The organism is Rhodococcus sp. NPDC058639 (genome assembly GCF_042717545.1).
Lineage (GTDB): Bacteria > Actinomycetota > Actinomycetes > Mycobacteriales > Mycobacteriaceae > Rhodococcus.
In genome coordinates this window covers 65,528-88,886 of sequence record NZ_JBHXRF010000010.1, presented here as the reverse complement: position 1 = coordinate 88,886, position 23,359 = coordinate 65,528, and the positions used below count along the sequence as shown (strand labels likewise).

Below are 23,359 nucleotides of genomic sequence, written 5' to 3'. Positions count from 1 at the left end.
CATCTCCCCGGACGAACCCGAGAAGCGCCGACGGAGTTCGGACGAGACGCGCAAGCTGATCCTCGCTGCGGCGGGCAAGGCGTTCGCGACCCGGCCGTACCGCGACATCACCCTCAAGGACATCGCGGTGGACGCGGGGGTGAGTGCTCCGCTGATCATCAAGTATTTCGGCTCGAAGGAGCAGTTGTACGAAGCGCTGGTGGACTTCCAAGCCGGCGCGCAGGTGCTGTTCGACGGCCCGTTGGAGACGCTGGGGGAGCGGATGGTGGCGACGTTCGCCCGTCCGCTCGAACCGTACAAGCCGTTGTCCATGAACATTCTGTTCATGAGCGGGGCGAGCGACGAGAGCAATCGGCTGCTGCGTGAGAACTATTCGACGCAGATGATCGATGCCCTTGCCGCGAGGCTGCCGGGCGCCGATGCGAGGTTGCGCGCCGAACTGGCGATGTCGGCGGTGATGGGTCTCGCGATCATGCGTCGCCGCATGATGAGGGAGCACGCCACGGGAACGCTGGACGAGGTCGTGGCCCTCTACGCACCGGTGGTGCAGAAGCTTCTCGACGGCAGTCGGGAGTGAATCGTCTCACTCGTGTTGTGAGGTGAATGGGTGTTCACCTAACCTGGTGAACACCCATTCACCTATGCCGAGGAGGGCTCCTTGACTGTTTCGGTCCCTCTGCGGCTGTCCGTGCCTCGCCGGTTCCGTCCCGCGGAACGAACTCGCATCAACGTTCCCGCTGCCCGTCGTCCGGACCTGCGCCGGTTCGTCTTCGCGGTGCTCGCGGTCGGAGCCGTCTTCCAGGCGATCATGCAGACCGTCATGGTGCCGCTGCTGCCCAGCATGCCGGGCTTCACCGGTGCCGGACCGACCGCGGTGTCGTGGTTGGTGACGGCGACGCTGCTGGTCGGCGCGGTGATGACACCGATCTTCGGCCGCCTCGCCGACATGATCGGCAAGAAGAAGATGCTCCTGATCGCCTTCACGGTGATGACGATCGGATCGCTGATCTGCGCCATGACCTCGAACATCGGGCTACTCATCTTTGCGCGCGGCTTGCAGGGAGCGGGCGCCGCGGTGCTTCCGATCGGCATGGCGATCCTGCGCGAGGTGCTGCCCCGCGATCGCGTGGACCGCTCGGTTGCGATGCTCAGCTCGACCCTCGGCATCGGCACGGCGGTCGGAATCCCCTTCGCCGCCGCCATCGTGCAATTCGCCGACTGGCACCTGCTGTTCTGGGTGACCGCCGCCATCGGTGCCGGCGTGGCGCTTGCGGCGTGGTTCGTCGTGCCGGAATCGGACAGCCGAGCGGGCGGCCGCTTCGACGTGGTGGGCGCGGCCGGACTGTCGGCAGCACTGATCTGTTTGCTGGTGCCCATCACCCAGGGCAGTTCGTGGGGTTGGACGAGCCCGGCTGTGGTGTCCATGGCCGCATCCGCCGTGGTCCTCTTCGGCATCTGGGGCTTCCAGCAACTGCGCAACCGCAACCCGCTCGTCGACCTTCGCGTCGCCGCTCGGCGGTCCGTGCTCACGCCGCACCTGTCGGCGTTGCTCGTCGGATTCGCGTTCTACGGAAATACCCTCATCACCACCCAGTTGCTGCAGGCGCCGAGGGGCGAGGGCGCGGGATACGGCCTGACGATCCTCCAGGCGGCGGCGTGCCAGCTCGCTGCGAGCTTCGCCATGATGATCTTTGCGATCGTGGCGTCGCGGATCACCGAGCGATTCGGCCCGAAGGTGACGATCATGATCGGTGCGCTGTTCCTGCTCGCCGGCTACAGCATCCACGCGGTGCCGGACAAACCGCTATGGCTGGTCGTGGCCGCGATCTTCGTCGCGGCAGTCGGCACGTCGCTCGTGTACTGCACGTTGCCGGTGCTGATCCTCGGAGCGGTACCCCTGGAGCAGAACGCGGCAGCCAACGGCGTCAACGTTCTGCTGCGCACGGTGGGCAGCACAGTGTGCAGCGCAGTGGTCGCGTCGGTGCTCGCCGCTCACGCCTTTGCCGGCGGTGTGAGCACCGCCGGGTTCGTCATCGCCTATCTGGTGTGTGCCGGATGCGCGATCGTGGTCTTCGCGTCGGCGTTCGCGCTGCCGTCACGACATACGCGTCGGCCCCGCTCGACGACGGTCTGACGGCGACGGGCGGGGCCTGGGCGATGCGACGTCAGTGCTGCTCTACGCCGAGGTCACGCGGACGGTATCCGAGCGGGTAACCCGGATAGGTCCGGTTGCTCGGATTGCTTGCGGAGAGCGACGCGCGTCGTTTCGGGAAGCGGCGGACCAGTGCGGAGCGTGCGCGCAGCGCACCCTCGGACACCGCCCGCATCCGCGGCGAGCCCTTCGGGAACCCGAACGCCGCGGCCATCCGGTCGTCGATCAGGGAGTACACGACCTTCTCGACTCCACCGCGCAGCGGCTTCGGATACCAGGACTGGAACAGCCGGAGCGTGTAGGTCCCGATGGCATGGTTGTCGTCGCTGTAGACGAACCTCGTCCGCTCGTACTCCTGCTTGAACCGGTAGAACTCCTGGAACGTTTCCGGAATGTCCTTGATACCCATGCGGATACCGACCTGCCGGTAGAAGTGGAACGACGCGAGACGTTCGTTCGGGTGGAGGCGACGCCACCCGTACCTGTCGATCCAGTCGAGCGGGTCGAACGCGAAGGTCGACAGCACGTACAGCATGTCGTCGTTGTCGATCGAGTACTTGCCGTGCATGCGGTTGATGTTCCGCAGCGATTCGCGGCCGCGTTCGGCGTCGTATCCGTGTTCGACGAGTTCGGCCATCAGCAGCGCTGTGTCGTCGTAACGCTTCTGCGGGCGCTTCTCGAATTCACCGGTGCGGGCGAGAAGTGCCGAAATGGTGGGAACGCAGTACGTACGGAACAACGCGAACTCGAGGGAACGCTGGTAGTCCCAAGGGAATTCGTACCCGGCCGTGATCCGGTGGATGTCCTGGTGCTGCGTCACCGGGTCGAGCTTCTCGATGACCTTGACCCAGCCCATGCGACCCCGCCGCGGGCGAGGCTCGCGGTCCGGGGGCGGGAACGTTCCCGCCTTCTCGATACGAGCCACGGGACTCGCCACGACGGCCGCCTTGCGGCTGCGGGTGCGCGGGGGAGTGGTCGTCATCCCGGTCACCTTCCGTGCATGTACTTGAGCATGAGTTCGGAAATCCTCAGATCACGCGCCGGCCGCTCGAGGCTCATCAGTTTCAGTGGGGAACTGAACCTCTCGACCGTGACCGACTTGGTGCGGCTGAACTCGCGAAGACCGTCGGCGCCGTGGATGCGTCCGAAGCCCGATTCGCCGACGCCACCGAACGGCAGCGACGCGATGGCGGCGAAACCGAGCACCGAGTTGACCGACACCATGCCGTTGCGCAGACGCTCGGCGAGCTCGCGTCCCTTGGACTTGTTGCCGATGAAGATCGACGCCCCGAGACCGTATTCGGTGCCGTTGGCGCGATCGACCGCCTCGTCCAGATCGCGAACCTTGTTGACCACCACCGTGGGACCGAACGTTTCTTCGCACACGGCCGTGGACGTCTCGGGAACGTCGGTGAGGATGACGGGTCCGATGACGAGGCCCTGGATCGAGTCGAGGCCGCCGAGCACGGCTTTGCCGCCGCTCGCGAGCGCATCTTCGATATGGCCGCGCACGACGTCCACCTGACGCGGCAGGGTCATCGGACCGTAGGTCGAATCGGCGTCCCCGCCCGGATGCGCGCGGGAGACGGTCGCGGTGAGCTTGTCGAGGAACTCCCGGTAGACAGGCTCGACGACGTAGATCCGTTCCACACCCGCGCACGTCTGACCGGCGTTGCCGAACGCACCGAAGGCAGCGAATTCCACCGCCTTGTCGATGTCGGCGTCGGCCGCGACGATCATTGCGTCCTTGCCGCCGCACTCGGCGACGAGTGGGGTCAGCGACTCGGCACACGCGGCCATGACTTTGCGTGCGGTGGGACCGGATCCGGTGAACGCGACCTTGTCGACACCCGATCGGACCAACGCCGAACCCGTTTCCCCGAGACCCGTGATCACCTGGAATACCGGCTGGGACGGGGAAATCGAATTCCACTTGTCCTCGAGCCACTTTCCGACGCCCGGCGTGAGTTCGCTCGGCTTGAAGACGACCGCGTTTCCGGCCGCCAGCGAGTAGGCGATGGAACCCATCGGTGTGTAGACCGGGTAGTTCCACGGCCCGATCGCACCGACGACGCCGAGCGGCTTGTACTCGAGGGTGGCCGCCTGGTTGAAGCTCGCGACGCCCGACGGGACCCTGCGCGGGCGGAGCACCTTCTTCGCGTTGCGCGCGGCCCAGTCGAGGTGTTCGACGGCGAGCAGGACTTCGAGGAACGCGTCCCCGTACGGCTTTCCGGTCTCCCTCGACACGACGGTGGCGAGCGAGGTGGCATCGGACGCGATCGCCTTCTTGAACTCGAGCAGCCACTCCCGGCGACCGCGGAATCCCTGCGCCTCCCACCAGCGTGAAGCGATCCGTGCGCGGTCGACGGCGGCGGCAACCTCGGCGGCGTCGGCGATCGGATACTCGGCGATCACCTCACCGGTGCGAGGGTCGAGGCTGGCGAACGTGTCGGAGTTTTCCGAGGCGGCAACCGCCTTCGCGGTACCCGCTTCCGATGTCTCCGAGGGACTGAGATTCTGGGTCATGACCGACACTTCCTGTGGACCGCATCAAATATATTTGATGTGATAGCTGTAGTGGACATCACATTAGGCGCTGTCGCGGTGATTGGACAACCCCTGTGTGCAGTTGTCCGGACTACTCCAGGAGACGATATGTCGGCACCCACACCGAGCACCGACAAGGCCAGTGAGCGGGGCGGGATCCGGCCGCGGGCCGGGTTGCCGATGCGACGACGACCGCAGTTGTCCGACGAGGTCGCCGGGCACCTGCGCGGCTCGATCATGTCGGGCGCGCTCCGGCCCGGAGATTTCATCCGCCTCGACGAGACGGCCGCCGAACTCGGAGTCAGCGTCACGCCGGTGCGCGAAGCGCTCCTCACGCTGCGGGGCGAAGGAATGGTCGAGTCGGCGCCGAATCGTGGATACCGGGTCTCGCCCCTGAACAGGTCCGACATCGACGACATCTTCTGGTTGCAGGGGCAGATCGCCGTGGAGCTGGCGCTGCGCGCCGTAGATCGGGTCACTGCCGAGGATCTCGTGCGGCTCGCAGAACTCAACGAGCGGTTGCGCTCGCTCGTCGCACTTCCCGGTGGCGCGTCGCCGGATGTGGAGCGAATCGCCGACGCGGAGTTCGACTTCCATCGTGAGGTCAACCGCATCGCGGGTAGTCCCAAACTCGCCTGGTTCCTCAACAATGCGGCACGTGTCATCCCGTACCGCCTCTATGCGCGCCACACCGGCTGGGGGACGAAGGCCGTCGCGGCGCACGCCAAGCTCATCGAGGCGATGCGGGTCCGCGATCACAACGAGGTGATCACGCAGACCCTGGTGCAGTTCGACGACGCGGCCGAGAGATTGGTCGAGCATCGCCGGCACGTGGGGACGGACCGTTCGGGGGTGTAGGACCAGCGCTTGCCTATCTGAGCACAGGTGTGCACAATTCGAATGATCGTGCTGCATCCGTGCATCCCCCCGTCAGGAGACCTCATGGTGACCCGCACCGGAGAGGGCGCACCTCGCGTCGACCCCGAGTCCCGTCCGATTCCGCCCGGTGCCGTCGACCTCGCCGATTTCGTGGGTGAGTCCATGCTGCTCCTCGGAGCCGGCGCCACTGTTCTCCTGCAACTCGCGGCGCGGGGAGTCGGGCACGGTGTTGCCGAGCACAGCACCACGTTGCAACGGCCGCTCGACCGGCTGCGGACCACCATGACCTACGTCTACGCGGTCACCCTCGGTTCCCCCGAGGAGAAACAGCAGATCGTGCGGATGGTCAACAAGGCCCATGTCCCGGTGCATTCGGAGACGTACAACGCGTTCGATCCCGAGCTTCAGCTGTGGGTGGCGGCCACGCTCTACCGCAACGGCACGGAGATGTACTCGCGCATCTTCGGGGAACTCGGCGACAACGACCGCGAGCACCTGTATCGCCAATCGGCGGTGTACGGAACGGCGCTTCAGGTCAAGGAACACATGTGGCCGGCCACGCGAGCCGACTTCGAGGCGTACTGGGAAGAGATGATCGCGTCGTTCGAGGTGGACGCGAAGGTTCGTGCCTTCGCCCGCCACCTGCTTTCCGGTGGCGACGCCCCGCTCGCAGTCCGCGCGCTGATGCCCCTGCAACGGTTCATGACGACCGGACTTCTGCCGCAACGGTTGCGTAAGGAGTTCGGTCTTCCGTGGAGTCGACGCGACCAGCGCCGGTTCGATCTCTTCTGGAAGCTCTTCCCGCCGGTCTATCGCCGTGTCCCCAGGCCGATCCGGCAGTTGTCCGCCACGTACTACCTGCGCGACATGCGGCGCCGGATGGCAGCGCAGGGGCACCTCATCTGACGGAGAACTCAGAGCGCCACGTCGCGTTCGAGTCCGAACCAGTAGTGCTCCCCGCCGTCGAAGACGAGCTTTCCCTTCCCGTTCATCACACCGATCAGTGTGTCGTCGTCGACCTTCTTGAAGTGGTCGAAGACGGGCATGCCGTCGTACACCATTGTCGCGGTGACCTCGCCCCGGAACACGATTTCCCACAGGCTGGCCTCCCCTCGACCGGTCTCCTTGTCGGAGAACAGTTCTCCGTCCTCACCGCGGCACACCAGGGGTTGCACCTCGCTCGCGGAGACGAACGACTTGCCGTACCAGCGCGAAGCGGCAAGGAGTCCGTGTGTGCGGTGTCCCGTGTCGAAACTGAATCCCTTCCAGCGATATCCGACGAGATCGTCTATCCGTGCCGGCGTGAGATGTGGCCACAGCGCGTCCAGTTCGCGCGGATCGATCAGATCGGTGCGAGCCCGCAGGTCTGCGACTTGCCGAACCACGTCCATGTCGTCTCCTTTAGTCGTCGAAGGTCAGAACTGCTTTGACGACCTCGCCCGAGTTCACGGCAGCGAGGGCGTCGTCCAGTTTCGCGAAGTCGAAGGTGCGCACCAGTTTCTCGACCGGAAAGCGCCCGTTGCGCCAGAAATCCGCGAGTTCCGGAAGGAAGCGGTGCGGGTCGCAGTCGCCCTCGATCACCCCGGTCAGTGTGCGCCCGGCAAGCAGATGTGTTTGATCGACCGTGATGGGATTGCGGCCTGCCTGAAGACCCAGTGTCGCACACACGCCGGGACTGCCCAACGACGACAATGCCTGTCGAACAACCGATTCGGTCCCGACGGCTTCGACTGCGAAGTCGGCGCCCCCGTCGGTGAGGCGACGGAGATGACGGCCGAGGTCGTCGTGCTCGTCGGGTGATGCCACCTCGGTGGCCCCGAGTTCACGCGCGAGGTCGTGGCGGCGACGGTTGGGGTCGATACCGATGACGGTGGTGCAACCGGCGATGCGGGCGGCCATGATCGCGGCCATCCCGACCGCACCGAGACCGAACACGACGATCGACGAGGCCGGTTCGGGGCGGAGGACCCGCAGAACGGTGCCCGCGCCGGTGGCGAGCCCGCATCCGAGAGGTCCCGCGAGAGCGATCGGTACGTCGGAGGGTAGCCGGACCGCATTGCGTTCGGTGACTACCGCCAGCGACGAGAAGGACGATTGCCCGAACCAGTTACCGTGCAGGGGATCCCCGTTCGCGTCCTGAAGAACGGTCGTGCCGTCGCTCCGGGTGCCGCCGTAGTTGAGCGCGGCGAAGCGCGCGCAGTACGAGGGTCGGCCGCGTGTGCAATTGCGGCACTGCCGACACGAATCGAAGCCCAGCACCACCGCGTCTCCGACTGCGAGTCGCGTCACGGCGGTGCCGACTTCGGTGACGATGCCGGCGCCCTCGTGTCCGAGGACCGCGGGCACCGGGATGGGGACACCCCCTGCCGCCGCAGTGAGGTCGGTGTGACAGATTCCGACGCCGCGCATGCGCACGAGAACTTCGTCGGGACGAAGATCGGGGACGCTGACGGGTTCGAGCTGCAACGGGGCCCCGTACGCCCGGAGAACCGCTGCTGTCGCCGTGCGCCTCACCCGTGCTGTTCTTCCGGCCAATGTGCGCCGAGCAGTATCGCGAGCATCAACTGCTGGACGCGACGCCGCGTGGATGCGGTGGACCGGAATCGCAGGAGGTTGCCGGTGTCGAGCACGACGTTGAGGGCCGCGTGCACGAGGAAGCGGCATTCCACCGGCGACAAGTCACTGCGCAGTTCCCCGATGAGCCGCGCCCAGTCCTCGATGTTGAGTCGCTGGATGTTCCGCAGGTCGCTGCGGTGATGGGCCGGAAGGTTCCCGATCTCCGCGAAATAGACCGACATCAGCGCGCTGTGCTCGAACGACAGCCGGATGAAGAAGTCACTGAGGGTCTCGAGCGCCTGGGCCGGTGTCGTCGACTCGGTCAGGGCCGAGCCCACGGCCACCGCCACCCGGTCGGCGGCGCGCCGGAACGCGGCTGCGAGAAGCTCGGCTTTGCTGGGGAAGTGCCGGTAGACCCCGGAGGCGTTGATGCCCGCGGCTGCCCCGATCTCCTCGATGCTCACCTCGTGGTAACCGCGGGCATCGAACAGCAGCACGGCCTCGTGGAGCAGCACTTCACGTTTGTTCGCCATGGTGAGGCCCTGGGGTGCGGACACCGCGTCGGCTTCCGGGAGATCCGGTACGAGGGGGACCGCTGCGAGTGCGCGGCAGGCATCGAGCAGCAACTGCTGGATGCGGCGGGTGGACAACGGTGCGCGGTGGGTGGTGATCGAGCCGATGACACTGAGCATGGCCGTGCTGAGCAGCACGTGGTCGGAGTCGGAGAGATCGGGTCGCAGACGGGAGAGGGTATGCGCGAGCCGCCTGTTGATCGCCACCATCTTCGAGCGGATCTCGCTGCGGTCGTCGCTGGTGAGATATCGCCGCTCCCAGCGATACAGACCCCCGGTGCGCCGGTTGTCGATGGTGGTCCGGATGAGCGAGGTGAGCTGCCGGTCGAGAACGTCGGCCGGATCCTGGTCGTCCCCCGGATCGAGCTCGTTCAGTGCGCCTTCGAGCGCGTCGGCGAGCGTGGCGACAGCGTGGTGGAACAGCGCGTACTTGTTCGGGAAGTGCCGGTACAGCGCGGGACCGGAGATGCCGACTGCGGAGGCGATCTCGTCGATGCTCACTCCGTGATAGCCGCGTTCGCTGAAGGCCTCGGCTGCAACGGTGGCGATCTGCGCCTTCCGGTTCTTGGGCCGACGGCGCGGTGCGGGAGTGGCGGAGCTGTCCTCCGCACGGTTGCGCGCCTCGACCTGCGCGTGTTCGGGCACCGGGCCTCCTCGGATGGGTGGAGCGCGGCCCAGGACCGGGGCCGTAGGGGGATGGTCGGATTCAAAGGTAACAGCCGCACCCCTGGAAACGGAACGCGCATGCTCCTCTCGAGCGGCGGAAAACCGCAGTACAGAACGTATTGACAAACCCCGGAGGAGACACCAAAGTTAACACCGATTCTCAATGTGCTTCATGGGATTGACGTAGGGAATCGTGCTGGACACAGGCACATCCAGGATCCGAGGGGGACCCGTGAGAACTCGATTCACCGACATGTTCGGGGTGGAACATCCCATCGTTCAGGGCGGCATGATGTGGGTCGGCCGCGCCGAACTGGTCGCCGCCGTCGCCAATGCCGGCGCGCTCGGCTTCATCACGGCTCTGACGCAGCCGACCCCCGAGGATCTCGTGCGTGAGATCGAGCGGACCCGCGAACTCACCGACAAGCCGTTCGGCGTCAACCTCACCATTCTTCCCTCGATCAACCCGCCTCCGTACGCCGAATACCGGCAGGCCATCGCCGACTCGGGTATCGAGATCGTGGAAACAGCGGGATTCAACCCCGCGGACCACCTTCCTTTCTTCAAGGACGCCGGTATCAAGGTGATCCACAAGTGCACCAGCGTTCGTCACGCGGTCAAAGCGGAACGGATCGGCGTGGACGCGGTGAGTATCGACGGCTTCGAATGTGCCGGGCACCCCGGTGAAGACGATGTGCCGGGTCTGATCCTCATCCCGGCCGCTACCCGCCGGCTCACGATCCCGGTGATCGCATCCGGTGGAATCGCCGACGCCCGTGGTCTCGTGGCCGCGCTCGCGCTCGGTGCCGAAGGGGTGAACATGGGCACCCGGTTCATGTGCACGGTCGAGTCGCCCGTAGCGCAGGAGGTCAAGGAGCAGATCGTCCGGAGCACCGAACTCGACACCAAGCTCATTTTCCGGACGCTCCGGAACACGGCCCGCGTCGCCTCGAACACCGTCAGCCGCGAGGTTGTCGAAATCGAGTCGCGCGGAGCGGAGTTCGGGGACATTCAGCATCTCGTCTCGGGTGCACGAGGCCGGAAGGTGTTCGAGGACGGAGACCTCGACGCAGGAATCTGGACTGCGGGTCAGAGTCAGGGGCTGATCGACGACATACCGACGGTGTCGGACCTCGTCACACGGATGGTGGCCGAAGCCGAGGACATCATCACCAGCCGGCTCCAGGGGTTCGTGGCCGCCGGCTCGGAGGTGGGGGCATGACCGCAACGTCCATCGTCGAGGGGCTCCGTTCCGAACTCGCCGACGGGATCCTCAGGCTCACCATTTCCCGGCCCAAGCGAATGAACGCGATCGATCTGCCGACGTTGTCGGCGCTGAGCGACGCGGTGACGGCTGCCGATACCGACACCCGGGTGCGCACGATCGTTATCACCGGTGAGGGCAAGGCATTCTGTACCGGAGCGGATCTCGCTGCGGGAGCGGCAAATCCGCAGGACCCCAACGTGGCGATGGATGCCACTACCGGTTTGATCCGGGCGATCACCGAGGTTTCCGTTCCCGTCATCGCGGCAGTCAACGGTCCTGCCGCCGGTGTCGGCGTGTCGATCGCCCTCGTCGCCGACCTTACGTACGCCGCAGAGAGCGCATACTTCCTGCTGTCCTTCGTCAACATCGGGTTGATGCCCGACGGTGGAGCGAGCCTGCTCGTTCCGGCCGCGATCGGCCGCGCTCGCGCGGCCGAGATGGCGCTGCTCGGCGAACGCATCGGTGGCGCGGACGCCGACCGGTTCGGTCTGGTGGCGCGGACACTGCCGGACGACGAACTCGCAGCACACGTCGACGCGGTGGCCGCGCGCACCGCGCGAGGGCCCCGGCGCGCACAAGCCCTCACCAAGAAAGCACTCAACGCCACGACCCTCCCACTGCTCGACAACGCGCTTGCGCGAGAGAAAGAAGGTCAGGTGGAACTGCTCACTTCGGCCGATTTCGCCGAGGGGGCCATGGCGATGCTGGAGAAGCGCCCCGCACGCTTCACCTAGCTCATGAATCCCTCACAAGATGCACTTCCCGGAGGGGAGTTGCGGAGGGCACATCGTTTCCCTCTGCGCTCCCCTCCGGTGAATTCACAGTTCACGGCTGTCTTGTGCTCACGTCGAGGCAGCGCTACGCCGCAAATATCGGGCCGATCCCATGTTCGACCGGCAGAGAATCTCCGTTAACAAAGCTCTGGTCTAAACATCGCTCGGCCTGTAACGTGCCTCACACATCGAAGGCTCGGCTTCCGCCCGGTTCGCCTTCCTGTCCCGTCACGAGAGGACCCATCGATGGCGCCCCCCGTAGCCACTCCCGGATCGACCGGCACCCGATCGACTGTCACCGAGTCGATGCGTTTTCGTAGCAACAACTGGAACAACCAGGTCTCTCGGCACGCGTTGATGATTCCCGACCGCACCGCGCTCCGATTCCTGGGCGAATCGATCACCTGGTCTCAGCTGGACGCACGAGTCGAGAAGCTGGCAGATGCGTTGTCGCGGCGGGGCATCGGCTTCGGCGACCGGGTGATCGTGCTGATGCTCAACCGGCCCGAGTACCTCGAGACGGTACTGGCCGCCAATGCCCTCGGAGCCATAGCGGTTCCCGTGAACTTCCGCTTGACTGTGCCCGAGGTGGCATTCCTCGTCGCCGATTCCGGTGCGAAAGCCATTGTCGCCGAAGGGCCGCTCGTCCCGCTCGCCGCCGCTGCGCGAGCGCAGTCGGAAGGCATCGAACTCTTCGTCACTCTCGGTGCCGAACCCGAGGGCGATGCTGTGAGTTACGACGACCTCGTCACCGAGGGCGGCGATGCCCGCACCCCGGTGGAGATCCCGAACGACACGGCGGCGCTCATCATGTACACCTCCGGAACCACCGGCCGCCCGAAGGGCGCTGTGCTCACACATTCGAACATGGAAGCCCAGTCGCTCACGTGCATCCGGGCGTTCCGCCTCTTCGACGAATCCGGCATCGGGTTCTGTGCGTCGCCGATGTTCCACATCGCGGCGCTCGGTTCGATCGCACCGAGCCTGATGCTCGGCACCACGACGGTGATCCACCCCGTCGGCGCATTCGATCCGGAGGTGCTCCTCGACGTACTCGAAGCGGAGCAGGTGACCAGTCTGTTCCTGGTTCCCGTCCAGTGGCAGGCCGTGTGCGCAGCCCAGCAGGCGAACCCGCGAAAGCTGAAGCTGCGCAACATCTCCTGGGGAGCGGCGCCGAGTTCGGATACCATCCTCCGCGCGATGGCCGAATCCTTCCCTGATGCCTTCAATGTCGCGGTGTTCGGGCAGACGGAGATGTCGCCGATCACCTGCGTCCTCGACGGAGACGACGCGATTCGCAAGCTCGGATCCGTCGGCCGGGTCATCCCCACGATTCAGGCACGTGTCGTCGACGACGAGATGAACGACGTCGAACCGGGTCAGGTCGGGGAGATCGTGTACCGCGGCCCGACCATGATGCGCGAATACTGGAACAACCCGTCCTCCACGGCGGATGCGTTCTACGGCGGATGGTTCCATTCCGGTGACCTCGTGCGCGTCGACTCCGAAGGTTTTGTCTACGTCGTCGACCGCAAGAAGGACATGATCATCTCGGGCGGTGAGAACATCTACTGCGCCGAGGTCGAGAACGTCCTCTTCGGACATCCGAAGGTCCTCGAAGCCGCAGTCATCGGCCGTCCGGACAACAAGTGGGGCGAAGTTCCGGTGGCGGTGGTCGCGCTCGCGGCCGGCATCGACGATCTCACCATCGGGGAACTCCAGCCCTACCTCGACGACCACTTGGCGCGGTACAAGCACCCCAAGGAAGTGGTGATCGTCGAGGCGCTGCCCCGCAATGCCAGCGGCAAGGTCGTCAAGGGCGAGCTACGCGGCGGAGTGTCTGCCGTGATTCAGGGCTGACCTTCCCCACCGGTCACCCGGTCGAGTGCGGGACCGGGCCGCGGATCAGGGAAGGAGAGGGGGCATATGACGTTCGAACTGCCCAAACCGAAGGGGCCGGCACACGATCTGGCGATCCAGGTCGGTGCGCTCGTCGGCTTCTCCCTCGAAACCCTGATTGCCACGGCCCGCGTCCTGTTCCGCCGCCGTCTCTCGCTCGGTGAGACCGTCACCCAGTCGCTGTTCATCGCGAAGGTCTGCAGCGGTCCCGCACTACTGCTGATGCTCCCGGTCGGTGTACTGATCGCGGTGTCGGTCGGTTCGCTCGCGGGACAACTCGGTGCCGGCGCCTACTCCGGCGCAATCGTCTCGTTCGTCGTGGTCGGGCAGGCCGCCGCACTGGTGTGCGCTCTCATGCTCGCCGGTGTCGGCGGTTCCGCGATCTGTGCGGACCTCGGGTCGCGCACGATCCGGGAAGAGATCGAGGCGATGGAGGTGATGGGACTCAACGTGATCGAACGACTGGTGGTTCCTCGACTGCTCGCCTCGGTGCTCGTCTCGCTCATGCTCTGTTCGCTCGTCACGCTCGTCGGTGTCACCGCGTGCTACCTGTACGAGATCTATCTCAACGACGGGTCCGGTGGGGCGTTCTTGCGCACCCTCGGCGAATACGGACGACTGTCGGATTTCGTGACGGCGATGTTCAAGTCCGCGTGCTTCGGCGTCACGTCCGCGCTGATCGCTTCCTTCAAGGGCCTCCACGCCAAGGGCGGACCGAGCGGTGTCGCCGACGCTGTCAACGAAGGTGTGGTGCTCGCGTTCGTCATGGTGTTCGTCGTCAATACCGTTCTGTCCCAGATGTACACCGTGCTCGTTCCCGCGGTAGGCACCTACTGATGATCTCGTACACCACCTTCACCCGTGCGCGCTCGATGACGCATCGTCCGATCGCCGCGACCGTCGACGGTTTCGCATCGATGGGCCGGCAGGTCGTGTTCGCGGGGAAAACGGTCGCCGGAATCCCCACTGCGCTGCGACGGTATTTCCGTCACGTGCTCTACCACATCGGCGATGTCAGTTTCGGATACGCGTCGCTGCTCGCCGGGGGCGGCACGATCGGAATCGTGTTCGCGATGTCCGCGGTGGCCGCGATGATGGTGGGCGTCGAAACGCAGCGAGGACTCGAGCTGATCGGCATGACGTCCTTGTCGGGCATGCTGTCCGCGATCGCCAACACCCGGGAACTCGCACCCGTCGTCGCCTCCATCGCGCTGGCCGCCAAAGTCGGGACGGGATTCACGGCTCAACTCGGCGCGATGCGCATCTCCGACGAGATCGATGCGCTCGACGCGATGGCCGTGAAATCCATTCCGTTTCTGGCCAGTACCCGTCTCGTCGCCGCCGCTGTCTGCGTGATCCCGATCTACATGGTGGGGTTGCTGGCCTCGTTCGTCGCCACCCGGCTGGTCGTCGTCAACTTTCAGGGCAACTCAGCCGGCACCTACGACTACTACTTCCACCTCGCGCTCTCACCGGCCGACCTCTGGTATTCGTTGATCAAGGCGGTCGTATTCGCGATGATCGTGGCGATTGTCCACTGTGCGTACGGTTTCTACGCCTCGGGCGGACCTGAGGGTGTGGGCCGTGCCGCAGGGCGGGCGTTGCGTACGAGCATCCTGGCCATCGGGATCACCGACGTCGTGCTCACCTTCGCCCTGTGGGGTCTCGTGCCCACCATCCCGGGGGTGGGAGTCTCGTGACGTCTGCACACCTCGTCCCGCGCACACTGTCCGCTGCCGCCGCTCCGCGCCGGACGAACAAGATGTCGGGTCCGACCCGCCCGGTCCTCGCGCTGATCGGTGTGGTCTCGACCGTAGTTCTCGTCGTCACCGGAGTATTGCTCGTGGCGTCCGGTGCCGGGACCTTGTCACGGGATCCGCGCGTGACCGCCACACTTCCCGCCGACGCCGGACTGATTTTCGGTTCCGCGGGGGTCCAGTACCAGGGCGTGCACGTGGGAAGCCTCACCGGAATCGACGCCGGTGTCACCAGTTCCCGCCTGACGATGCAGATCGACACGGCGCAGATCTCCCAGATTCCGGCGTCGGTACGGGTGCGCGTCGTGCCGCGCACGCTGTTCGGCGACGTATTCCTCGAGTTGGTGCCGCCGGAGGAACCCGAGCGAGGTCCACGGCTCGAGGCAGGCGCGGAACTGAGCGTCGACACCTCCTCGGAGTCCGTGCAACTGGCGAACCTGTACTACCGGGCTGCCGAATTGATGGAACAGCTTCGTCCCGAGCAGCTTTCGGTCGCGCTCGACGCCATGAGCCAGGCATTGCAAGGACGGGGAGCAGCCCTCGGGGAGACGATCGACCGCACGGCCGCGCTGACGACCGATCTCGGCCCGCTCGTCGACTCGGGTATCGCCGCGGCGCCCCAGCTCGCGACTGTGAACGAAGCGATCTCCGCAGCCACCGACGATGTCGTCGCCATCATGCAGAACGCGTCCGAACTGTCGCAGGTCGTCCTTGACCGGGAGGGCGGTATCCGCCGGCTGCTGTCCGGGGGCGCGTCACTCGGGCAGGAAGGTGCAGCCGTGCTGTCCGCGAACACGGACAACATGATCGCGGTGGTCCGGAACGGGGCGCCGGTGATGGGCGCGTTCGCAGGCAACACCACCGGCCTCGACGAGACCCTTCGCTACCTGTCCGTCTTCGGTGGTGCCGGCGCCCGGGTGTTCTCGACCGGCCGGTTCAACATCACCGCAGTCCCGGATTTCGCCGATCCGATGCCGTACACAGCGGCGGACTGCCCGAGGTACCCGGGCATGGACGGCGCGAATTGCGGTGATCCGGTCCGGACGTCTGCGCCGAACCTCTCCTCGATTCGGTCTGCGTCGGCCGAGCGCGCACCGCTCCGCTACCTCGAGCAGATCGCCGCGGGTATCGCGCCCGACGCGGCGGAGTTCGGTGACGACCCGTCGGCAGCGGCGTCGATGCTGCTCGCGCCGTTCGTTCGTGGAGCGGAGGTGAGCATCCCGTGAGTGCCCTGACCGGACCGATGCTGCGCCTGGGCGCGTTCTGCGTAATAGGAGTGCTCGCCGCCGTCGTCGTGGGGAACACCCTCGACCAGCCCGTCGTCGGCTCCACCCGCGAGTACTCGGCCGAGTTCACCGATGTCGAGGGGCTCACTCCCGGCAGCGACGTGACACTCGCCGGAGTCCGTGTCGGCAAGGTCGCGCGCGTGGAGTTCGCACCACAGGACGACGGAAGCTCGCGTGCGCGAGTGCACTTCGACATCGAATCCGGTCGGCAACTGACGACCGACGTCACCGCGAAAGTCAATTACGGCGACATGATCGGCGTACGTTACGTCGCGTTGCGCCTGCCTGCCGACACGACAGGGGTGGTGCTCGAGGAGAACGCGACCATCCCCCTCGAACAGACCGCCCCGCCGGTCGATCTCACCGCGCTGGTCAACGGCTTCAAGCCACTGTTCGAGGCGATCGATCCCGCCCGCATCAATTCCCTCGCGGTCTCCGTGGTGGAAGCGTTCCAGGGGCAAGGCGGAACACTCGAATCCCTGCTCCTGCACATCGCCTCGGTCAGCGCGGACGTCGTCGAACAGGAGCAGGTCTTCAACGACGTGATCGCCAATCTCGAGCAACTCGTCACCGTCGTCGACCGGCGCAACGAGGAGGTCTCCTCCCTCATCTCCGGGATGGCGGTCGTGAGCCAGGCACTTGCCGGCGATGAAGCGCAACTCGCGGCACTGGTGGACCGTGGTAGTTCGGCCGTACGGGCCACGGCAGCGCTGATGTCCGGCGCCGTCACCCCACTCGATACCGCGGTGACGGATCTGCGGGTGATGACCGACGCATGGATTCCGCAGACCGACAACTTCGACGAGGCGATGGCGGGCCTGCCCGCGCTCGCGGACAGCCTCAATCGGATCGGCGACTACGGCGGCTGGCTCAACCTCTACATGTGCAACTTCACGGTCCTGTCGGGAGACTTCGAGACGAACCTTCTCGGCACCGCCTACTCGGAGGTGTGCCGATGAGCGCGGCACGCGAGACGCGGGACGCGCTCGCGGCGATCTTCTCCGGCCGGCACGACCGGAATGCGAATCCGATCCTTCTCGGTGTGATCGGCATGGTCGTCGTCGCGGTGGTGATGGTCGGTGCACTGGCGCTTCCGCAGTTGACCTACTTGGCCAGGACACAGTCGTATACAGCCGAATTCGCCAACGCGGCGGGCCTCGCTCCCAACGACCCGGTCTACGTCTCCGGTGTCCCGGCCGGCCGCGTCGAGGGTCTGGAGATGGCAGGCGACCACATACTGGTCGACTTCCGGATCGACCGGCAACAGGATCTCGGCGACCGCACCACCGCGGAGATCAAACTCAAGACCATCCTGGGTAAGCGCTATCTCTCGGTGACACCGTCGGGTGCGGGCGAACTCACCGGCGACCGTGTTCCGTTGTCCCGCACCGCGGTGCCCTACAGCCTCGACGAATTGACCACGGATGCACAGGCTGTGAGCGAAGGACTCGATATCGAATCCATCGAAACGATGATGCAGACGCTGACCGACGCCATGCCCTCCGACTCCCAGCACATCACCGACGCACTGGCAGGAGTCGAAGCGACGTCGCAGATGATCGTGCGCAACGATGCGCGGATCACGTCGTTGCTGCGTTCCGCGAAGTCGCTCACCTCGGTGGTCGCCACACAGAGCGAGGACGTCTCGGTTCTGGTCCGCAATGCCACGACGGTGGTGGACATCCTCGCCGCGCGCAAGGAGGCCCTGGTCCGTCTCGTCGAGGATCTGCGCGGACTCGCCGCCACCACGGCAGCGTTCCTCACCGACAACTCTTCCGAGATCGACGCGCTGCTCGTGAACCTCGAATCGGTCACCGCGACGCTCGCGGCCAACGTCGCGAACATCGACCGGATTCTCGCGACACTGCCCGCGGGCCTCCGCGCCGCGGCCGATGCGTCCGGCAACGGGAACTGGGTCGACGTGCACGCTCCCGCCGGGCCGATTCCCGACAACGCGTTGTGCGCCATCGGTGTGATGGAGGGGTGCAATTGAGCGGGACGGTAAGAAGGTGGCTGATACGCGTCATCGCGATCGTGGTCGTCCTGGGTCTGTGCGCGGCCGGTGCGTGGTACGTCGTGGGGCCCGACCGCACCAGAACTGTCGTCGCGCAGTTCGCGTCGGTGAACGGCATCTATCCCGGGAGCAAGGTGGCCGTTCTCGGCCTTCCCCTCGGCACGGTCGAAGAGGTGCGGCCGGCGGGACGCGTCGTCGAGGTCACGATGACGGTTCCGACCGACGTCACCCTTCCTGCCGACGTGTCGGCCTTCGTCATGAACCCGTCGGTGATCAGCGACCGCTTCATCGAACTGGGGCCGGCGTATCAGGACGGCCCCACCCTGCAGGACGGTGACATCATCCCCGTCGAACGCAGTCACGCTCCGATCAACTGGGACGAGTTGCTCGAAAGCGTCGACATGCTCGCCGGTGCGCTCGGCCCCGACGGAGGCGAACTCGGCCGGACCCTCGAGGTCGCGGCCGACGCGACCGCCGGTACGGGCGAGGACATGAACCGCGCGATCGTCGCCTTGAGCCAGGCCACCTCGGTCGTCGGGGCCAAGTCCGAAGACATCGGCGGGGTGATCGACGACCTCGCGGTCGCGCTCGGGGCAGTCCATTCGAAGGAGGGAGATCTCGCCACCATCGTCGAGGGAATGGGCGAACTGGGCGAGGAATTGCAGCGCGCGGAGCTCGACGTCGGAACCCCGATCGATCAACTCACCGTCGTGCTCGACCGACTCGACGTCCTGCTCGCCGATCGCAGCGGCGACATCGAACAGATCATGGCGAATGCGCGGACGCTCACCGACACCTTTGCGCTCCACGAGGTCGGGCTCGCCGAGATCTTCGACGTGCTGCCTCTGGCCATGCAGAACATCGACAACGCCATCGGGCCCGACGGCCGGGCGCGGATCCGGCTCAACATCTCCACGCAGATCGGGCAGTTCCCGCGCGCACAGGAACTCTGTGCGCAGGAACCGTTACCGCTGTGCACCGGCGCGGGATTCACCAATCCCATCACCGTGCCGTTCGATCTCTCCGACCCCTACGAAGATCTCGTTCCCGAAGCACTCGACCGTGCCCTGAACGAAGGCGGCACCCGATGATCGGGCGTCTCCGCGTGGCCGGGGCACTGGCGTCGATCATGCTGCTGTCCACCGGGTGCGGTCTCAGCCTGCACGAACTCCCACTCGGCCGGACCGCATCCGGCGAGACATACATGGTGACGGCGGTCTTCGAGAGCGCAGACCGGATCGACCCGGGAGTGGAGGTGCGTGCCGGGCAGGCCGTCGTGGGCCGTGTCCACACGCTGCGGACGGACGGCACGCGTGCGTACCTGGATCTCAGCATGTCGACGTCTTCCGAACTCCCGGCGAATGTCGGCGCGTCCGTGCGGCTTCCGTCCGCGCTGGGCAGCCCTTTCGTGCAGATCGATATGCCGGAGGAGCCGTCACCGGAGCCGCTGTCCGAGGGCGACACGATCGAGCGGACGGAGGTGGGTCCGGATATCGAGGCAACCTTCGCGATGCTGGGTCAGGTGGTCAACGGCAGCGGGCTCGATCAACTCCGCACCATCACCACGGAACTCGATGCCGCGTTCGGCAACCGGGGGGAGAAGATCCGCGACATGCTGACCCGTCTGGACTCCACGATGGCGCTGGCCGACGAGAACAGCGTGCACTTCGAGCGCACTCTGGCCGCGGTGGAGTCGGTGTCCGGACGTCTTGCGCAGCAACAGGAATTGCTCGACCGGAGTATCGATGACAGCTCGCGCATGGTGACGTTGCTCGCCGAGCAGCAGCAGGATCTGACGACGCTCGTGTCGAGTACCGCGGCGGTGTCCGCGTCGGTCGATGCGGTGATGCAGGATTCCGGCACGATCGATGGTGCGGTCTCCGACCTCGCCGACATCACCTCGGGAATCAAGGATTTCAACAACACCGTGGAGGCGGCGCTCGTCAACATGACCGGGTTCATGGACGGTTTCCGGCGCGCCACCCCCGGCGACTACTTGATCTTCGACGGTGCCTTCGACATCCCCGCGGCCATCGACCTGCTCGTGACAGGCGGGGTACCGCTCGACGGCGGGCCGGCGGTGCCGTTGCCGCAGACGGGCATCGCGGCGGGATTGCAGGACCTGCTCCGAGGCGGTGTCCGGTGAACCGCTCGGTGAAGGTACAGGTCACCTTGTTCGTGATCGTCGGCCTCCTCGCGACGGTCTTCGGTGTCCGGTACGTGCTGGGACCGCAGAGTCTCGGCGGTGCGATCGACATCCGGGCACACCTGTCCGACGCGCGGGGGATCGGTCCGGGCACGTCCGTGACCTACCGGGGCGTCGCGGTGGGTGAAATCGACTCCATCGAGGTCGCACCGGGTGGACGCGGGTCCGACGCGGTGCTCTCCCTCGACCCGGGGACGCAGATTCCCGCGGGCAGCACCGCGCGGGTGGTCACCGCCACGGCGATCGGCATTCTCACCCTCGACATCGAACCCGAGACGGACGAAGGCCCGTACCTCGTTGCCGGCGACGAAATCCTCGTACCGGTCGAGGATCAGAGTCTTCGGCTGGACCAGATGCTGATCCGGATGACGTCGCTGATCGAGAGTCTGGACGCAGACTCGCTCGTCACCCTCGGCGAGACCTGGGGAACCGCCCTCGAAGGGACAGGCCCCGAACTGCAGGCGTTGCTCGAGAACGCCGACGCGTTGTCGCAGATGGTGGAAGAACGGGCACCGGCCCTCGCGACGCTGCTCGACGAGGGACTCGGTCTCGTCGACGCACTGGCGGCCAACTCCGAATCGTTCCCCGGCACGATCGGGGCGGTGCGCGACGTATCCGACCAACTCGCAGGCAGCAAGGACTCGCTCGTGTATCTGCTCGATCGCTCGCCGGAGGCCCTGTCCCGCGTCGAAGCGCTGTTCGCGGCGACCGAGGACAACTTCGGGATCCTGCTCACCAACCTGGTGACGGTCGGTGAGGTGCTGGGACCACGGACCCCGGCGCTGGAGGCCGGACTCGTGTCGATTCCGGCAGCGTTGAAAGATCTCGACCGGGTCGTCGTGGGTGACCGGGGCAACTTTTCGCTCGTGGCCACGCAGGGGCCGGTGTGTTACTACGACACCCCGCGCCGCACGATCCCGGACTACGGCCCCCGGCAGCCGAACCTCTCGCTCTACTGCCCTCCGGACGAAGGCCTCGCTCAGCGTGGCGCGCGGGTGGCACCGAGACCGAACGACCTCGGCCTGCAGAACCAGACCACGCCGGGTGCGGTGACCGGCCCCGACATCGCCGACGACCCGCTGCTCATTCCGACCGGGGTGCAAGCACTGAACTACTGGCAGACGCTGTTGGAAGGATTGGGCAACTGAAATGACGCAACCTGCCGAAACCTCGGAAGGCACGACCGCGACGGACGCCGACGCGGCAGACGGCACCCCGGTTCTGCCGCCGGATGTGCGGGGCACATCCCGGAGGGGCGGACCTGCACGATGGGCGGTAGTCGCGTTGATCGTTGCGCTTCTCGCCGCCGCGGCGTTCCTCGGGTTCCGGTGGTGGCAGGCGGAGGAAGTTGCCGCGCTGCGCGCCGAAGCCGTGACGAAGGCGCGTGAGTACGCGGTCATGCTGGGCACGTACGACTACCGCACCTTCGACGAGTCGCTGGCTGCGGTCACCGCGAATTCCACCGCCGAGTTCGCAGCCAAGTACGAAGGCGTGGCGGGCGATCTGCGTGGACTGGTCGAGAACGGGCAGGGCACGTCCGTCGCACGCGCCGACCACGCCGGACTCGAGAACCTCGACGGTGAGACCGCCACGGTGCTCGTCTTCCTCGACCAGGACGTCACGAATGCGGTGGTGCCCGAGGGCCGCACCGACGCGACCCGGTTCATCGTCACGGTCAAGCGTGTCGACGATCGGTGGCTGCTCGACGGCGCCGACGCCGCGTAACCGGATCCCTCCGTCACCCGAAGTCTCGCCGTTGCATCCTGGGATAATCTGACTATCTTCTCAAGATAGGCAAGTTCTCACGAACCAGAATCCCGTTACGCGCGGGTGGAGCAACGGCAGACAGCTCGCCGGAAAGGCGCACAGGTGACAATGCGGTTCATCTTCCACTACCCCGAGATCAACGGCCCCGAGGGCGATGTACTCGACCCCGGGCCCGTCCGCGAGGTCGCGGTGGCCGCCGAGCGTGCCGGATTCGACGCCTTCTCCTTCAGTGAGCATCCCGCTCCGGGCGCGCGCTGGCTCTCCGCCGGTGGGCATCAGACTCTCGACCCGTTCGTTGCTCTCGGGTATGTGGCCGGCGCGACCGAGCGTCTCCGCCTGCTCACCTACCTCGCGGTGGCGCCGTACCGGAACCCGTTCCTGCTCGCCAAGGCAGCGGCGTCGCTCGACAAGATCTCCGGGGGACGCTTCATGCTCGGAATCGGCACGGGCTACCAGAAGAGCGAGTTCCATGCCCTCGGCGTCGACTTCGACGAACGCAACGCACTGTTCGACGAGGCGCTCGACGTCCTCCCGCTGCATTGGAGCGGCGAACCTTTCAGCTACGACGGCCGTCACTTCAGTGCGCACAACATCGTGGCGAGGCCACGCCCGGTGCAGAATCCGATCCCGATCTGGATCGGGGGCAACTCGGCACTGACCCGCCGTCGCGTCGCGCAGCGAGCGCAGGGGTGGATGCCGATGTCCGGTGGCGCCCAGCTCAGTGCGACCGCGCGCACACAGGAACTCGGCCCTCTCGATCAGCTGGCGGGTCAGATCGCCGACGTGCGCGAGGCAGCGGTCGCCGCGGGCCGCACCGACCACATCGACGTCGTCTACTCGTACAGCGGTGAGATCGGTTCGGCGGGCGTCGGCCCCGACCGGCACCGCGAGGTCTTCGCGGATCTGGAGAAGGCCGGTGTGGACTGGGTGACCGTCTCCTGCCCCATCGAGGGGCTGTCGGCTACCGTCGACTTCCTCGAATCCTTCGGCACCACGTACCTGTCGTGAAAGGTCCCGC

22 protein-coding genes are annotated in these 23,359 nt (G+C 66.1%); 17 read left to right on the top strand and 5 right to left on the bottom strand.

Annotation, left to right across the window (positions count from 1 at the left end; translation table 11 throughout):
• Position 1: 1 nt before the first annotated feature.
• Together ACFWU2_RS19540 and ACFWU2_RS19535 are read left to right on the top strand one after the other, a co-directional pair.
• Positions 2 to 577: a TetR family transcriptional regulator gene (locus tag ACFWU2_RS19540; protein ID WP_378609996.1), complete on the top strand. Its 576-nt coding sequence runs from the start codon at positions 2 to 4 to the stop codon at positions 575 to 577.
• A 147-nt stretch (positions 578 to 724) separates the two neighbouring features.
• The gene (locus ACFWU2_RS19535; RefSeq protein WP_378609995.1) at positions 725 to 2,134 is read left to right on the top strand and encodes an MFS transporter; all 1,410 of its coding nucleotides are present in this window, start codon (positions 725 to 727) and stop codon (positions 2,132 to 2,134) included.
• A 31-nt stretch (positions 2,135 to 2,165) separates the two neighbouring features.
• On the opposite strand, the gene ACFWU2_RS19530 is transcribed toward ACFWU2_RS19535, so the two are convergent.
• Both ACFWU2_RS19530 and ACFWU2_RS19525 read right to left on the bottom strand, forming a co-directional pair.
• Positions 2,166 to 3,134 carry an oxygenase MpaB family protein gene (locus tag ACFWU2_RS19530; protein WP_378609805.1) on the bottom strand — a complete coding sequence of 323 codons (969 nt, stop codon included), beginning with the start codon at positions 3,132 to 3,134 and terminating at the stop codon, positions 2,166 to 2,168.
• Positions 3,135 to 3,139: 5 nt separating this feature from the next.
• On the bottom strand, positions 3,140 to 4,678 hold the full coding sequence (locus tag ACFWU2_RS19525; RefSeq protein ID WP_378609802.1) for an aldehyde dehydrogenase family protein: 1,539 nt from the start codon (positions 4,676 to 4,678) through the stop codon (positions 3,140 to 3,142).
• Positions 4,679 to 4,807: 129 nt separating this feature from the next.
• On the opposite strand from ACFWU2_RS19525, the gene ACFWU2_RS19520 reads away from it, so the two are divergent.
• Both ACFWU2_RS19520 and ACFWU2_RS19515 read left to right on the top strand, forming a co-directional pair.
• Positions 4,808 to 5,557: a GntR family transcriptional regulator gene (locus ACFWU2_RS19520; protein WP_378609799.1), complete on the top strand. Its 750-nt coding sequence runs from the start codon at positions 4,808 to 4,810 to the stop codon at positions 5,555 to 5,557.
• Between the two features lie 84 nt (positions 5,558 to 5,641).
• The gene (locus tag ACFWU2_RS19515) at positions 5,642 to 6,484 is read left to right on the top strand and encodes an oxygenase MpaB family protein (RefSeq protein WP_378609796.1); all 843 of its coding nucleotides are present in this window, start codon (positions 5,642 to 5,644) and stop codon (positions 6,482 to 6,484) included.
• An 8-nt stretch (positions 6,485 to 6,492) separates the two neighbouring features.
• On the opposite strand, the gene ACFWU2_RS19510 is transcribed toward ACFWU2_RS19515, so the two are convergent.
• The 3 genes from ACFWU2_RS19510 to ACFWU2_RS19500 are packed head-to-tail and all read right to left on the bottom strand — an operon-like array spanning position 6,493 to position 9,351.
• Positions 6,493 to 6,969, bottom strand: coding sequence for a DUF4334 domain-containing protein (locus ACFWU2_RS19510; protein ID WP_378609793.1), 477 nt, complete (start codon positions 6,967 to 6,969; stop codon positions 6,493 to 6,495).
• Between the two features lie 10 nt (positions 6,970 to 6,979).
• A complete protein-coding gene (locus ACFWU2_RS19505; protein WP_378609790.1) occupies positions 6,980 to 8,092 on the bottom strand; it encodes an NAD(P)-dependent alcohol dehydrogenase in 1,113 nt (370 codons plus the stop codon).
• Positions 8,089 to 9,351, bottom strand: a complete 1,263-nt coding sequence (locus ACFWU2_RS19500; RefSeq protein ID WP_378609787.1) for a TetR/AcrR family transcriptional regulator — start codon at positions 9,349 to 9,351, stop codon at positions 8,089 to 8,091. Before ACFWU2_RS19500 ends, ACFWU2_RS19505 begins: the two co-directional genes overlap by 4 nt.
• A gap of 253 nt (positions 9,352 to 9,604) precedes the next feature.
• Between ACFWU2_RS19500 and ACFWU2_RS19495 the strand changes: the two genes are divergently transcribed.
• From ACFWU2_RS19495 to ACFWU2_RS19435, 13 genes are all read left to right on the top strand, one after another.
• Positions 9,605 to 10,594 (top strand): NAD(P)H-dependent flavin oxidoreductase, encoded by a 990-nt coding sequence (locus ACFWU2_RS19495; RefSeq protein ID WP_378609785.1) that lies wholly within the window; start codon positions 9,605 to 9,607, stop codon positions 10,592 to 10,594.
• Complete coding sequence (locus ACFWU2_RS19490) at positions 10,591 to 11,373, top strand: enoyl-CoA hydratase (protein ID WP_378609782.1); 783 nt, start codon at positions 10,591 to 10,593, stop codon at positions 11,371 to 11,373. Before ACFWU2_RS19495 ends, ACFWU2_RS19490 begins: the two co-directional genes overlap by 4 nt.
• A 345-nt stretch (positions 11,374 to 11,718) precedes the next feature.
• Complete coding sequence (fadD5, locus tag ACFWU2_RS19485; protein WP_378609994.1) at positions 11,719 to 13,272, top strand: fatty-acid--CoA ligase FadD5; 1,554 nt, start codon at positions 11,719 to 11,721, stop codon at positions 13,270 to 13,272.
• A 66-nt stretch (positions 13,273 to 13,338) separates the two neighbouring features.
• The gene (locus tag ACFWU2_RS19480) at positions 13,339 to 14,148 is read left to right on the top strand and encodes an MlaE family ABC transporter permease (protein WP_378609779.1); all 810 of its coding nucleotides are present in this window, start codon (positions 13,339 to 13,341) and stop codon (positions 14,146 to 14,148) included.
• Positions 14,148 to 15,011: an MlaE family ABC transporter permease gene (locus tag ACFWU2_RS19475; RefSeq protein WP_378609776.1), complete on the top strand. Its 864-nt coding sequence runs from the start codon at positions 14,148 to 14,150 to the stop codon at positions 15,009 to 15,011. The genes ACFWU2_RS19480 and ACFWU2_RS19475 overlap by 1 nt, the downstream gene beginning before the upstream one ends.
• Positions 15,008 to 16,294, top strand: coding sequence for an MCE family protein (locus tag ACFWU2_RS19470; RefSeq protein ID WP_378609773.1), 1,287 nt, complete (start codon positions 15,008 to 15,010; stop codon positions 16,292 to 16,294). The genes ACFWU2_RS19475 and ACFWU2_RS19470 overlap by 4 nt, the downstream gene beginning before the upstream one ends.
• On the top strand, positions 16,291 to 17,313 hold the full coding sequence (locus tag ACFWU2_RS19465; RefSeq protein ID WP_378609770.1) for an MCE family protein: 1,023 nt from the start codon (positions 16,291 to 16,293) through the stop codon (positions 17,311 to 17,313). Before ACFWU2_RS19470 ends, ACFWU2_RS19465 begins: the two co-directional genes overlap by 4 nt.
• Positions 17,310 to 18,347 (top strand): MCE family protein, encoded by a 1,038-nt coding sequence (locus ACFWU2_RS19460; RefSeq protein WP_378609767.1) that lies wholly within the window; start codon positions 17,310 to 17,312, stop codon positions 18,345 to 18,347. Before ACFWU2_RS19465 ends, ACFWU2_RS19460 begins: the two co-directional genes overlap by 4 nt.
• The gene (locus tag ACFWU2_RS19455) at positions 18,338 to 19,459 is read left to right on the top strand and encodes an MCE family protein (RefSeq protein ID WP_378609764.1); all 1,122 of its coding nucleotides are present in this window, start codon (positions 18,338 to 18,340) and stop codon (positions 19,457 to 19,459) included. The genes ACFWU2_RS19460 and ACFWU2_RS19455 overlap by 10 nt, the downstream gene beginning before the upstream one ends.
• Positions 19,456 to 20,514, top strand: a complete 1,059-nt coding sequence (locus tag ACFWU2_RS19450) for an MCE family protein (RefSeq protein ID WP_378609761.1) — start codon at positions 19,456 to 19,458, stop codon at positions 20,512 to 20,514. Before ACFWU2_RS19455 ends, ACFWU2_RS19450 begins: the two co-directional genes overlap by 4 nt.
• Positions 20,511 to 21,722 carry an MlaD family protein gene (locus tag ACFWU2_RS19445; protein WP_378609758.1) on the top strand — a complete coding sequence of 404 codons (1,212 nt, stop codon included), beginning with the start codon at positions 20,511 to 20,513 and terminating at the stop codon, positions 21,720 to 21,722. Before ACFWU2_RS19450 ends, ACFWU2_RS19445 begins: the two co-directional genes overlap by 4 nt.
• A gap of 1 nt (position 21,723) precedes the next feature.
• Positions 21,724 to 22,299 carry a hypothetical protein gene (locus ACFWU2_RS19440; protein WP_378609755.1) on the top strand — a complete coding sequence of 192 codons (576 nt, stop codon included), beginning with the start codon at positions 21,724 to 21,726 and terminating at the stop codon, positions 22,297 to 22,299.
• A 150-nt stretch (positions 22,300 to 22,449) separates the two neighbouring features.
• On the top strand, positions 22,450 to 23,349 hold the full coding sequence (locus ACFWU2_RS19435; RefSeq protein WP_378609993.1) for an LLM class F420-dependent oxidoreductase: 900 nt from the start codon (positions 22,450 to 22,452) through the stop codon (positions 23,347 to 23,349).
• Positions 23,350 to 23,359 lie beyond the last annotated feature (10 nt).

Bases quoted from the DNA above. Each gene is read 5' to 3' on its own strand.
- ACFWU2_RS19530 (WP_378609805.1), bottom strand. From the start codon at position 3,134: ATGACGACCACTCCCCCGCGCACCCGCAGCCGCAAGGCGGCCGTCGTG.
- ACFWU2_RS19525 (WP_378609802.1), bottom strand. From the start codon at position 4,678: ATGACCCAGAATCTCAGTCCCTCGGAGACATCGGAAGCGGGTACCGCG.
- ACFWU2_RS19520 (WP_378609799.1), top strand. From the start codon at position 4,808: ATGTCGGCACCCACACCGAGCACCGACAAGGCCAGTGAGCGGGGCGGG.
- ACFWU2_RS19515 (WP_378609796.1), top strand. From the start codon at position 5,642: ATGGTGACCCGCACCGGAGAGGGCGCACCTCGCGTCGACCCCGAGTCC.
- ACFWU2_RS19510 (WP_378609793.1), bottom strand. From the start codon at position 6,969: ATGGACGTGGTTCGGCAAGTCGCAGACCTGCGGGCTCGCACCGATCTG.
- ACFWU2_RS19490 (WP_378609782.1), top strand. From the start codon at position 10,591: ATGACCGCAACGTCCATCGTCGAGGGGCTCCGTTCCGAACTCGCCGAC.
- fadD5 (WP_378609994.1), top strand. From the start codon at position 11,719: ATGCGTTTTCGTAGCAACAACTGGAACAACCAGGTCTCTCGGCACGCG.
- ACFWU2_RS19480 (WP_378609779.1), top strand. From the start codon at position 13,339: ATGACGTTCGAACTGCCCAAACCGAAGGGGCCGGCACACGATCTGGCG.
- ACFWU2_RS19475 (WP_378609776.1), top strand. From the start codon at position 14,148: ATGATCTCGTACACCACCTTCACCCGTGCGCGCTCGATGACGCATCGT.
- ACFWU2_RS19460 (WP_378609767.1), top strand. From the start codon at position 17,310: ATGAGCGCGGCACGCGAGACGCGGGACGCGCTCGCGGCGATCTTCTCC.
- ACFWU2_RS19450 (WP_378609761.1), top strand. From the start codon at position 19,456: ATGATCGGGCGTCTCCGCGTGGCCGGGGCACTGGCGTCGATCATGCTG.
- ACFWU2_RS19440 (WP_378609755.1), top strand. From the start codon at position 21,724: ATGACGCAACCTGCCGAAACCTCGGAAGGCACGACCGCGACGGACGCC.
- ACFWU2_RS19435 (WP_378609993.1), top strand. From the start codon at position 22,450: ATGCGGTTCATCTTCCACTACCCCGAGATCAACGGCCCCGAGGGCGAT.